The following is a 12,747-nucleotide window of genomic DNA, read 5'->3' on the forward strand; positions in this document are numbered from 1 at the left end:
CTGAGGGACTAGGTAAAAACCCTTGTGGGAGCGGGCTTGCTCCCACAAAGAGAGGGGCGCAAGCCGTTAGTTAGAGGCCTTCGGCGCGACCTGCTGGCCATTCAGCGGGCGACCGCCGCGAGTGGTTTCGGCCTTCTGCTTTTTGACCGCCTTGGCGTCGTGGGCCTGGGTGATCACCGTGGAATCGGTGGCGCCGGACTTGGCATCGGCGTCGGTGGATTCAGCCGCCATGGCCGCGCCACTCAGTGCAACACCCAGGACTACACCGGCACTCAACAGGGATACTTTCATCGAATTTCTCCAGATCAAAAAACAGCGATTTGCTCGAGTGGCGTCTTGAATCGGCTCAAGACCCTACACCAAAGCGTTGTATATGACAGCACGTATAAAACATGGCCTTTTAGAACTACCGCGCAAAGCCACTAGTTCGCCATTGCTGCATTTATTTTCTTAAACCAATCGACTGGTAGGTTTAGCCTTAGTTCAAAATCGTAATGAAATATTTCTTATTTCACGCAAAAAATAGCTTTTGTTTGACAGATAACCGCAAGAATTGCCTTAATTATGGCGTTTCCGCGATTCAAAATGCCATCCCGCAATATCACCAAGACATCACCCACAACAATAATTAATACAATTATTAAACTTATAAAACTGCGAAATCCGCCAAGTAATTGCAATTAGCCATCGGTTAAACATTGCGATCAAGGCGAACTATTGCCCGTAAAAAAGTGACGAGCGTGCTGTATGCGACGCACGTCTTCACGCCCTATTTTCAACACACCGCTGTTCGGAGAAACCCCATGAATAAACGCAAGATGATCGGTGCGCAGTCGGCGTTCGCCCTGCTGGCGCTGGCCGTGTCCCACGCGCACGCGGCGACCAGCCCGGCGCTGAATGAAGGCATGGTCAGCCGTGCCGAAAAGGCGGCAGACAAGACCCTGGCGAAGATGACCACGGAAGAAAAACTCGCCTACATCGGCGGCATCGGTGGCTGGGATGTGAAGCCGCTGAGCCAGTACGGCGTGCCGCAGATTCACGGTGCCGATGGCGGCGTCGGCGTGCGTTACACCAGCGAAGGCAATGCCCAAGGCGTGGTGTACCCGTCCGGGCCGAACCTGGCGGCCAGCTGGAACCCGCGTCGCGCCATCGACCTGGGCCGCGCCCTGGGCTACGACACGGCCAGCGGCGGTTACCAGTTCGTCACCGGGCCTGGCGTGAACCTGTACCGCATGCCCTACAGCGGGCGGGCGTTCGAGTACCTGTCCGGTGAAGATCCGTTCCTTGGTGCCAGCCTTGGTCCGGCGTTGATCAACGGCATTCAGTCGCGCGGGGTGTGGGCCAACGCCAAGCACTACGCGGCCAACGACCAGGAAAGCAACCGCTTCCACCTCGACGAAATCATCAGCGAGCGCGTGTTGCGCGAGATGACCTTGCCGCCGTTCGAGTCCGCCTCGAAGAACAGCAAGGTGGCAATGATGATGTGCGCGTTCCAGAAGGTGAACGGCGAGTTCGCCTGCGAGAACTCACACCTGATCCACGACATCCTCAAGACCGAATGGGGCTACCCGGGCTTTGTGCAGAGTGACTACAACGCCGTGGTCAACGGCCTGCCCGCCGCCCAGGCCGGCACCGACCTGGACATGATGGGCTACCAGATGAACAGCTCGGTGCTCAAGCCGTTCCTGGACAGCGGCGAGCTGAGCGGCGCGACCCTGGATGACAAGGTGCGGCGCATCCTCAAGCAGGTCTACCTGTACAAGTTCGACAGCAAGGCACCGCTGACCAACCACAACATGAACAGCGCCACCAGCAACCGCGTGGCCCTGAATGCCGCACGCGAAGGCATCGTGCTGCTGAAAAACCAGGCCAACCTGCTGCCACTGGATGCCAAGAAAGCCAAGCGCATCGCCGTGGTCGGCAACCTCGCCAAGTATGCGCCGCCGACCGGTTTCGGCAGTGCCAACGTGATGGCGGCCAACTACATCAGCGAGCTGAGCGGCTTGCAGCAATTGGCTCCGGGCGCCAAGGTCGAGTTTATCGACGGCCTGTCCCTGGACCCGAGCGCCTCGGTCTGGACCCACACCGACAGCGCCGGCAACCGCGTCAAGGGCTTGCAGACCGAGTTCTTCAGCAACACCAACTGGTCCGGCGACGCGGCTGCCAGCCGCACCGACACCCACGTTGATCTGGACTGGTCCACCGACAGCCTGCCGGTCAACGGCGACACCGCCGCCACCTCGATCCGCTACAGCGGCCAGGTCACGCCAACGGTCAGTGGCGAACAGGTGTTCAAGATCCGCGCCGACGGGGCCGTGCGCCTGTATGTCGACGGCAAGAAGATCCTCGACAATGGCGACGGCAAACCCCTGCCGAACAACAGCATCCCGCCGACCATTCCGGTGTTCGCCAAGGTCAACCTGCAAGCGGGCAAAGCAGTGGACATCAAGCTCGAATACTCGCGCCGCAACGGCTACCTCTCGACCATGGGCGGCCTGGTGGGCGTGCAGATGAGTTGGGCCTCGCTGGTGGCACCAAAGGATCTGGCGCAGTACGACGCGGTCCTGGTGGCGGCCGGCAACAGCAACGAATACGAGGGTGAAGGTTTCGACCACAGCTTCGATTTGCCGGAGTTCCAGAGCCAGTTGATCCAGAGCATCGCCAAGGTCAACCCGCACACCGTGGTGACCCTGCATGGCGGCACTGGCTTGAAGATGAGCGACTGGATCGACCAGGTGCCGGCGGCGCTGCATGCGTTCTACCCTGGGCAGAACGGCGGCCAGGCGTTGGCGGAGATCCTGCTGGGCAAGGTCAATCCGTCGGCCAAGCTGCCGATCAGCATCGAGCGCAACATCGAAGACAACCCGATCTACGCGACCTTCCCGACATTCGACAACCAGGAAACCCTGGCCGAGATGAGCTACAAGGACGACCTGTTCCTCGGCTACCGCGGTTATGAGAAGAAAGGCATCAAGCCGCTGTACCCATTCGGCTATGGCTTGTCGTACACCACCTTCGGCTACAGCAACATCAGCGTGACCCCTGGCGTCGCGGTGGCAGGTGCACCGATCAAGGTATCGTTCGACCTGTCCAACACCGGCAAGGTCGCGGGGGCGGAAGTCGCCGAGCTGTACGTGGGCCAGAACCATCCGAAAGTCGAGCGAGCGCTCAAGGAGCTCAAGGGCTACAAGAAGGTGTTCTTGAAGCCGGGCGAGAGCAAGCGCGTGACCATCGAACTCAACGACCGCTCGCTGGCCTACTACGACGTCAAGAGCAAGCAATGGGTAGTGGATGCCGACAGCTTCAACCTGTCGGTGGGCGCGTCCTCCCAGGACATCCGCCTGAACGCCAAGCTGGTCAACCCGTTCCGCCAGGAACTGTCGACCACCACCAGCAACCCGCTGCCGCGCTCGGCGCTGAACTCGACACTGCGTGAATTGCCCCAGGTGAAGACCGGAGGGGTGCTGCATCAGAATGAAAATGATGACAGTGACACCAGTGCAGGCGACGGCTATGACATGAGCGACGACAGCGCACAAGGCAGCGCTGCCGCTAACTGATCCCTAAGCACGGTTGCTTTTTTGTGGGAGCGGGCTTGCTCGCGAATACGGAGTGTCCTTCACCGCATAAGGGGACTGACCCACCGCTTTCGCGAGCAAGCCCGCTCCCACATTTTGATCTCCATACATCAGCTGATATCAGGGTCTGATCGCTGCCTCGACACCGGCGATATAGCTATCGAAGCGCGCCACCAGGTCCACCTGCTCGGGAAACCGCAGCCACTGGATCTGCAAGCCATCCATCATGGCCAGGATTTCTTCCACCAGCCCGGCCAGATCCACGTCCTCGCGCACCTCCCCCATCGCCACCAGCTCGGCGAACTGCCCCTGCATGCGTTGGTGAATCGCCGTGTAGCGCGCCTGGAACCAACCCCACGCCGGGTGGGAATCCAACAGGCTCTCGGCATTCAAGATGGTAAACGCACGCACCACCCCCGGTGCCGTGGCATTCGAACGGTTGATCGCCCGCAAGCTGCCGAGCAAGCCGGACAACGATTTCTCCGCACGCACTTGGTCGGCAATCCGCTGATTGACCTCGTCGCGCCGCTGCAATACGCCCATCAACAACGAGATCTTGCTGGGAAAGTGATGCAGCAAGCCGGCCACGGAGATACCGACGATCGCCGCCACCTGGGCCATCGAGGCACCGCTGTAGCCTTCCAGGGAAAACACCTGCAAGGCCGCGTCCAGCAGTTCTTCGCGACGTTTTTCGCCCTTGGGCGCGCGACGGGTCTTGGGCGTGGGTTCGGTCATGGCAGCGTCCTTGAGCTTTCCCGTTCGATCAGGCGGCAGTCCAACAGGTTCAACCGTTGTACCTCATCCTCCAGCGGCAGCACACCCAGGCTTTCCAGCACGCGGGTGGCGGCGAGTACACCGATCTCCAGCGCGGGCGGCTTGATGGTGCTGAGGCTCGGCAGCAGCATTTCGGCGAAAGGGTAGTCGCCAAACCCCAGCACGGCGCAGTCCTCGGGGATTCTCAGCCCGGCGCGTTGCCCCGCCAGCAAGCCACCGGCGGCGAGGTTGTCATTGGCGAAGAAAATCCCATCGGGCGGCGTGGCGTGGCTCATCAGCACTTGCATTGCCTGCTTGCCCGCTTCGAACGGCGCAAGGCCGGCGTCGGGGGCGAAGGTCCAGGGCTGCACGCCCAGTTCGCTCAGCGTCGCGGCAAACCCCTCGCCCCGTTCCATCGCGCTGAAATCCCCCGCCACACTGTTGTGCACGAAGGCGATGCGCCGGTAGCCCTGGGCATGCAGGTAGCGCGCGGCCGTGACGCCCACCGCGTAGTGGGAAAAGCCGATCTGCAACGGCTCACGCTCGGGTACGTAGTCCCAGGTTTCCACCACCGGGATGTCGGCGTCGGCGATCATCTTTTCGGTGGCCGCGCTGTGGAAGCGGCTGGTCAACACCAGCGCTGCCGGCGACCAGCCGAGAAACGCGCGCACCGCGCTTTCTTCCTGTTCGGCGCTGAAGTAACTCGACGCCAGCAACAGCTGATACCCGTGGCGACTGAGGGTGTCGCTGAAGCCCTGGATCGTATTGGCAAAAATCGGCCCGGAGATGTTCGGGATCACCATCGCCACGATCCGCCCCCGCGCCGACGCCAGCCCGCCAGCGACCAGGTTGGGCACGTAACCCAACTCGGCCACCACCGCGGCAATGCGCTCGCGGCGCTCTGGCGAAACCTGCTCCGGCTGGTTGAAGTAACGCGACACGGTAATCGCCGACACCCCGGCCTGGCGCGCCACGGTGTTGAGGGTGACGCGTCCGGCGCCACGGCGTTTGCGCGGTTTGTCTTCGCTCACGGGGAAATCCTGCTAGAAACCAAAAGGCATATAGGACTAATTTTTCAGTATTTGACGTTCTAAACCAGCCCCACCAATAATGCCGATGTTAGCGCTAACAAAGCGCGTTGTCTGCTACTCGCTCGAGCGAATGCCAAAGACGAATTCACAGGCGCTGCAGGTTGCGCAACAGCAGCGGTTCAGGGCATTTTTTTTGAGCGGGCACAGCATGTATCACTTCCCACGGCATACCCATCTACTGTTTCTCGCTGGTCTTACGGCACTCCCGGTGCCCGGCGCCTTTGCGGCCGATGAGCAGGAACCGACGCTCAAATCCGTGACCGTCACCGCCACTCGCCGCGAAGAATCGCTGCAAAAAGTCCCGGTGGCGGTCTCGGTGCTGGACGGCGAGCAACTGGAGCGCGACAACCGCAACGGCGTGGCGAGCATCGCGCAACAGGTGCCGTCGCTGAACTTCCGCACCGGCGCGTCGAACAAGGACACCTCGCTGTTCGTGCGCGGCGTGGGCACCATCTCCACCTCCCCCGGCGTCGAGCCGACGGTGGCCACGGTGATCGACGGCGTGGTCTACGCCCGCCCCGGCCAGGCCACCCTCGACCTGCTCGACCTGGAACGCATCGAAGTACTGCGCGGGCCCCAAGGTACGCTGTTCGGCAAGAACGCCTCGGCCGGCGTACTCAACATCACCAGCAAGGCGCCGACCGCCGAGACCCACGGCTATATCGACCAGTCCTACTACAGCGGCAACGAAAGCCGCACCCGTTTCGGCATCGGCGGCAGCCTTGTCCCGGATGTGCTCAAGGGCTCGGTCAGCACCTTGTTCGGCAGCTATGACGGCAACGTCGACAACCAGCACAACGGCCAGGAGGTCAACGGCTACAACCACCAGGGCATTCGCGGCAAGTTGGAGTTCACCCCCAACGACGCCGTGAAACTGACCCTGATCGCCGACTACATGCAGTCCCACGACGATGCACCGAACGGCGTGGTCAGCAAGTCCCTGACCCCGACGTTCGCCAACGCCCTGGGCCCGGTGCGCGCCTCCAGCGACAACCGCGACATCAACACCGACACCCGCAGCCATGTCGAAGACACCAACAAAGGCCTGTCGGCCCAACTGGACTGGAACCTCGGCGACTACACCCTGACCTCGATCACCGCCTGGCGCGGCTGGGACAACACCCAGTACCAGGATGGCGACCGTCTCGGCACGGTGACCGCCGCGTTCCCCGGCACCGCCGACAAGGGCCAACTGGAGTTCAACCAGTACTCCCAGGAGCTGCGCCTGGCCTCGCCCAAAGGTGAATTGCTGGAGTACGTCGGCGGCCTGTTCTACATGCACGGCAAGGATGAAGAAACCTACCAGCGCACGTTGACCACCACCACGCGCACCGACCGTGGCATTGCCGACTACAGCACCACCAACGACAGCTACGCGGTGTTCGGCGAGACCACGCTGAACTTCACCTCACGCTTTCGCGGCATCGCCGGCCTGCGCTACACCCACGACGAGCTGAAATACGATCACCGCCGCGTCTCCACCTCGGCCACCACGGTCAGCGGGATTCAACCGGCCACCTCCAGCTCCGGCTCGGTGGATGAAGACGGTTGGTCCGGGCGCCTGGGCGTGCAGTACGACATCAGCGATACCGTCACCAGCTACCTGACCTACTCGCGCGGCTACAAAGGCCCGGCCTACAACGTGTTCTTCAACATGCAACCGCGTGACACCGACGCGCTCAAGCCCGAGACCTCCAACACCTGGGAAGCCGGGATCAAGGCCAGCGCCTGGAACAACCGCCTGACCACCAACCTCGCGGTGTTCCACAGCGACTACGACAACTACCAGGCGAACTTCTTCGACACCGTCGCCGGCCAAGTGGTGACCCGTTTGATCAACGCCGGCAGCGTCAGCACCGAAGGCGTCGAGCTGGATTACGCCTTGCAGGCCACCCAGCAACTCAAGCTCTCCGGCGCCCTGGCCTATACCCGCGCGCGCATCGACGAGTTCGCCTGCCCGGCGGGTGCAGCGGCAACCTGCAACGTAAATGGCAAGCCACTGCCGTACAGCCCGGACTGGAAAAGCTACGTGCGCGCCGACTACAGCATCCCGCTGGATAACGGCCTCGACATCGAACTGGGCACCGACTACAGCTGGCAGAGCGAAGTGCAGTACGACATCAGCCAGAACGTCGACACCAAACAAGACGCCTACGGCATCTGGAACGCCAGCGTCGCCCTGGCCGACTACAGCAACGGCTGGCGCGTCGCCCTGCTAGCCAAGAACCTCACCGACAAGTCCTACTCGCCGATGCTCGCCAGCGGCGGCAACTACATCTACCGCGCCGTACCCCGTGACGATGAACGTTACTTCGGCGTGCAACTGCGCAAGGATTTCTAGCATGAGCCGTCAACTCAAACTCGGCGCTTTCCTCATGGCCACCGGGCACCACGTTGCCGCCTGGCGTCACCCGGATGTTCCGGCGAATGCCGGGCTGGATTTCGCCCAGTACAAACACCTGGCGCGGGTCGCCGAAGCGGCGAAGTTCGATGCGCTGTTCGTCGCCGACAGCGTGGCGGCGGCCACCGGCGCGATTGCCAGCCACATGGCGCGCTCGGATCATTTCGAGCCGCTGACCTTGCTCTCGGCGCTGAGCGCGGTGACCGAGCATATCGGCCTGATCGCGACGGCGACCACCACCTACAACGAGCCGTACCATGTGGCGCGCAAATTTGCCTCGCTGGATCACCTGTCCGGCGGGCGTGCGGGCTGGAACCTGGTGACCTCGGACGCCGCCGCCGAGGCGCAGAATTTCGGCCGCGACGAACACCTCGGCCACGCCGAGCGCTACAGCCGCGCCCGCGAGTTTCATCAGGTGGTGACCGGGTTGTGGGACAGCTGGGAAGACGACGCCTTCGGGCGCGACAAGGCCAGCGGCAACTACTACGACCCGGCCAAACTGCATGTACTGGAGCATGTGGGCGAACACTTCAGCGTCAAGGGCCCGCTGAACGTGGCCCGTTCGCCTCAAGGCCAGCCGGTGATCGTACAGGCCGGCTCTTCCGAGGCCGGTCGTGACCTGGCGGCGCAAACCGCCGAGGTGGTATTTACCGCGCAGACTTCGCTGGAAAATGCCCAGGGGTTTTATGCCGATCTCAAGGGGCGCCTGGCGCAATACGCACGTGAGGCCGACTCACTGAAAATCATGCCCGGCGTGTTTGTGGTGGTCGGGCAGACCGAGGCCGAGGCGCAGGCCAAGTTCGAGGCGTTCCAGGCGTTGGTCGAGCCCGAAGTCGGCGTCGCATTGCTGGGGCGCATGCTCGGTAACTTCGACCTGTCTGGCTACCCGCTGGATGGCCCGCTGCCGGAGCTGCCACTGACCGACAGCGGGCAGCGCAGCCGCCAGCAGTTGCTCAGTGACCTGGCGTTGCGCGAAAACCTCACACTGGCCCAGTTGGGCCGACGGATCGCCGGTGGTCGCGGGCACTACAGTCTGATCGGCACCCCCACGCAGATCGCCGATGAGCTGCAACGCTGGTTCGAACAGGGCGCGGCGGATGGCTTCAATATCCTGGTGCCGCACCTGCCCGGCGGCCTCGAGGATTTCGCCCAGTGGGTGGTGCCCGAGCTGCAACGACGCGGCCTGTTCCGCAGCGAATACAGCGGCACGACCTTGCGGGAAAACCTCGGTTTGGCACGCCCTGAAAACCGTTTCAAAAAGGACCGCGCATGAAAATTCCCGCCCTGCTGCTGGCCTTGCTGGCCGTGACCCAGACCGCCCTGGCCGCCGACCCCGCCACCCTGCGCATCGGCTACCAGAAAGGCTCCATCGCCCTGGTGCTGGCCAAGGAACACGGCCTGCTGGAACAACGTTTCCCACAGACCGCTGTGAAGTGGATCGAATTCCCCGCCGGCCCGCAGATGCTTGAAGCGCTCAACGTTGGCGCACTGGATGTGGGCTCCACCGGAGACATCCCGCCGTTGTTCGCCCAGGCGGCGGGTGCCGATCTGGTCTATATCGGCGCCGAACCACCCAAGCCCAGCGCAGAAACCATCCTGGTGCGAGACGACAGCCCGCTGCATTCGGTGGCGGACCTCAAGGGCAAAAAAGTCGCGTTCCAGAAAGGCTCCAGCTCCCACAACCTGATCCTGCGTGCCCTGAACAAGGCCGGGCTGAGCTACAAGGACATCCAGCCGGTGTACCTGCCGCCGGCCGACGCGCGTGCCGCGTTCGAACAAGGCAGCGTGGATGCCTGGGCGATCTGGGAACCCTACTCGTCCCTGGCCCTGAGCCAGAGCCCGAGCCATGTGCTGGCCAACGGCGAGGGGCTGGGGTTGTCGGGGCCGGTGTATACCGCGCGGCGCGAGTATGCCAAAGCGAATGGCGCGTTCGTGCATGATTTATTGAATGAACTCAGCGCCGCCGAAGCGCTGACACGCAGCCATCGCAAAGACAGTCTGAAAGTGCTGACCGGTTTTATGGGCCTGCCGGAGAACGTGATCGCGCGGTACATGGACAATCGCCCACCGTCACCGATCCTGCCGATTGACGAGAAGATCCTCCAGGCGCAGCAGGCGACGGCGGATCTGTTCTACCAGAACCACCTGTTGCCCAAATCCATCGACGTGAAAAAAGCCATAGAGAACAACTGAAATCAACCTGTGGGAGTGGGCTTGCTCGCGAATGCGGTGGGTCAGCCAATACATGTTGTGACTGACACTCCGCTTTCGCGAGCAAGCCCGCTCCCACATTTTGATGGGTGTGCACCCGTTAGAAATCGACAGTGGCCGAGAGCAGGTAGGTGCGCGGTGTCGCCAATGTCAGGCCTGGCTCGCTGTCGTCCGATGCACCGGCCGAGCTCCAGTAGCGTTTATCCGCGACGTTTTCCACGTTTGCGCGCAGGGTCACGTGTTTGTCGTCCACTTTGAAGGCATACCGCGCGCCCACGTCGATGCGGTTCCAGGCGTCGATTTCCTTGACGTTGGATTGGTCCAGGTACTGCGAGCTGGAGTGGATGCCGCGGCTGGTCAGGGTCAAGCCTTCCAGGCCCGGCACATCCCACTCGGCGCCAAGGTTGACGTTGTATTTGGGAGTAGCCGGGGCGCGGTTGCCGTCCCAGGCGCCGTTGGTGGTGTCTTTGAGTTTGCTGTCGATATACATCACGCCGCCAAGCAAACGCACACCCTTGAGCGGTTCGCCGAACACACTCAGTTCTGCACCGGTGTTCTCGCGCTTGCCGTTGGGCCCGAACAGGTTCGTGGTGGCGTTGGTTTCATAGGCCGGTTGCTTGATGCGGAACACCGCTGCGGTCACGGCGACGGCACCGGCGTCGTATTTGGCCCCGACTTCGACCTGGCGGCTGATAAACGGCGGGAAGATTTCGTCGCTGTTTTTTGACGCGGTCGGCGCGATCTTGCCCTGGCTCAGGCCTTCCATGTAGTTGGCGTACAGCGACAGCCGGTCGGTGGCCTTGAACAGTAGGCCGCCGGAGGGCGAGACCTTTTCTTCGTCGTAGCCGGTCTTGCCTTTGACGCCGTTGCTCCAGTCAGTCACCTTGACCCGCTGCCAGCGTGCGCCGAGGGTCAGCAGCAGGCGGTCGTCAAAGAAGCCCAGGGTGTCGGACAAGGCCACGCCGCTGAATTTGTTCTCGGTATAGACCTTGGCGTCCTGGCGCGTGGCCGTGGACGGTGTCGGGGTTTGCACCGGGTTGTAGAGGTTGCTGGAGGCCGTCGCGTACCGCGCGCCGCCGTTGGTGAAATCCATGTCGAAGTAGCTGGCGGCCAGGTTGACCTCATGGCTCACCGGCCCGGTATGGAACCAGTTGCGCACGCCCGCCGTGTAGGTGCGCACATTTTCATCGCGGGTGAAGTCACGGGGCAGCACGCTGAAATCGCCGGCGGCGTTAGTGACGGAGACCGCGTGACGCAGGAAGTCATGGTTGCTTTTACGCGCACCGAAGCCACCGTAGAGCATCACGTTGTCGCTGAGGTCGTACTCGCCGTTGACCGTGCCAAAGGTGTCGTTGGTGCGCGCCTTGCTCCAGGATTGCGCATAGTTGCGGCGCACATCGTTGGCGCTGGGCACCGGCGCGGCGGCGGCGACTTGCACGCGTTCCTGAGGGGCGTCGGTGTCGCGCTCGGTGTGGCCGATGTCGGTGGAAAGGCGCAGGCGCTCGCCACGGAAATCCAGGCCGAGCACGGCCATTTCACGGTCGACGCTCTGGTGATCCCATTCGGTGTCGCCGGACTGCTTCACGCCGTTGAAGCGGATGCCGAACTTGTTGTCCTCGCCAAACCTCCGGCCCACATCCACTGCACCGCCCGCCTGGCTTTCGGAAGCCCAGGTGCCGGTGAACGAGGTGATGTCCTTGTCGGTGGCGCGCTTGGGCACTACGTTGATCCCGCCGCCCACGCTGCCACGGGGCGAGATGCCGTTGATCAACTGGGTCGGGCCTTTGAAGATGTCGACGCGGTCGGCCATTTCCATATCAATGCTGTAGGTCGGCAGCACGCCGTACAGGCCGTTATAGGACACATCACTGTTGAACAGGCTGAAGCCGCGGATGGTGAATTGCTCGTAGCGCCCACCGGCCGGGTTGGTGGCGCGTACCGATGGGTCGCTGGCGATCAGTTCGCCCAGGGTGCGTGCTTGCTGGTTCTTCACCGCGTCGGCGGTGTAGGTGGTGATGCTGAACGGGGTTTCCATGAAGTCCCGCGTACCGAGAATGCCCTGGGCGCCACGCCGCGCCACTTGGCCACCCGCGTAGGTGTCGCCGTCGTACAGGCCGGTGGTGCCGAGGATCGAGGTCGGGGCCAGTTCCAGGCTGCTGCCATCCGGTGCCGGGATGAGCATGTAGGCTGAATCGCCGACGGGTTGCAGTTGCAGGCCGGAACCTTGCAGCAGGCGTGCGAAGCCCTCCTCCACGGCAAACTCGCCGGACAAGCCACTGCTGCTGCGCCCGCTGACGAGTGCCGGGTCCACCGACAGGTTGACCCCCGCCAGCCCGGCAAACCGGGTGAGCGCCGCGCTCAGGCTACCGGCGGGTACCTGGTAACTGCGGCGGGCGTCGTCGGCGTAGCTGACAGTGGCGAATAGCGGGCCGGCGCTGAGGCTCAGCAGCAGGCTCAGGTTGAGCAAGGGGCGGACTACGGGCATTGAAGGAAGCTCTCGATGATGTGCACTTACCTCAAATGACCGGTGACGCGAAAAAAAGGGACAGACTATTTCAATTATTTTTCATCCCGCGCCAAATACCTCGCTGTGTTAGCGCGCGCCCTATGTAGTGAGCGGGCTTGCCCCGCGCTGGGGGGCGAAGCCGCCCCAAATCCAGGCGCCTCGGTCTTTCTGATACACCGCGGTGCCTGGGTTTAGGGCGGCTTCGCC

The 12,747-nt window shown here is 62.6% G+C and carries 8 protein-coding genes; 4 read left to right on the forward strand and 4 right to left on the reverse strand.

Translation table 11 applies throughout. The annotated features are described in order from the left end of the window. Window positions 1–66: 66 nt before the first annotated feature. Complete coding sequence (locus tag AC3ISR_RS18410; protein ID WP_192296791.1) at window positions 67–291, reverse strand: hypothetical protein; 225 nt, start codon at window positions 289–291, stop codon at window positions 67–69. Between the two features lie 512 nt (window positions 292–803). On the opposite strand from AC3ISR_RS18410, the gene AC3ISR_RS18415 reads away from it, so the two are divergent. Beyond that, window positions 804–3,560, forward strand: a complete 2,757-nt coding sequence (locus AC3ISR_RS18415) for a beta-glucosidase (RefSeq protein ID WP_463983473.1) — start codon at window positions 804–806, stop codon at window positions 3,558–3,560. Between the two features lie 138 nt (window positions 3,561–3,698). Here the strand turns inward: AC3ISR_RS18415 and AC3ISR_RS18420 are convergent, their stop codons facing one another. Continuing rightward, entirely contained in the window at window positions 3,699–4,313 is a 615-nt protein-coding gene (locus AC3ISR_RS18420) for a TetR/AcrR family transcriptional regulator (RefSeq protein WP_463983472.1), read from the reverse strand. Next, window positions 4,310–5,362 carry a LacI family DNA-binding transcriptional regulator gene (locus tag AC3ISR_RS18425; RefSeq protein ID WP_226455140.1) on the reverse strand — a complete coding sequence of 351 codons (1,053 nt, stop codon included), beginning with the start codon at window positions 5,360–5,362 and terminating at the stop codon, window positions 4,310–4,312. Before AC3ISR_RS18425 ends, AC3ISR_RS18420 begins: the two co-directional genes overlap by 4 nt. Window positions 5,363–5,570: 208 nt before the next feature. On the opposite strand from AC3ISR_RS18425, the gene AC3ISR_RS18430 reads away from it, so the two are divergent. Genes AC3ISR_RS18430 through AC3ISR_RS18440 form a run of 3 tightly spaced genes read left to right on the forward strand, consistent with a single transcriptional unit; the run spans window position 5,571 to window position 10,016 of the window. After that, window positions 5,571–7,763, forward strand: a complete 2,193-nt coding sequence (locus AC3ISR_RS18430) for a TonB-dependent receptor (protein WP_463983471.1) — start codon at window positions 5,571–5,573, stop codon at window positions 7,761–7,763. Between the two features lies 1 nt (window position 7,764). Continuing rightward, window positions 7,765–9,096, forward strand: a complete 1,332-nt coding sequence (locus AC3ISR_RS18435; protein ID WP_192296796.1) for an LLM class flavin-dependent oxidoreductase — start codon at window positions 7,765–7,767, stop codon at window positions 9,094–9,096. Beyond that, complete coding sequence (locus AC3ISR_RS18440; RefSeq protein ID WP_463983470.1) at window positions 9,093–10,016, forward strand: sulfonate ABC transporter substrate-binding protein; 924 nt, start codon at window positions 9,093–9,095, stop codon at window positions 10,014–10,016. Before AC3ISR_RS18435 ends, AC3ISR_RS18440 begins: the two co-directional genes overlap by 4 nt. Before the next feature lie 118 nt (window positions 10,017–10,134). Here the strand turns inward: AC3ISR_RS18440 and AC3ISR_RS18445 are convergent, their stop codons facing one another. Further along, a complete protein-coding gene (locus AC3ISR_RS18445) occupies window positions 10,135–12,519 on the reverse strand; it encodes a TonB-dependent siderophore receptor (protein WP_463983469.1) in 2,385 nt (794 codons plus the stop codon). Window positions 12,520–12,747: the final 228 nt, after the last annotated feature.

This window comes from Pseudomonas sp. GL_117, from assembly GCF_057835125.1.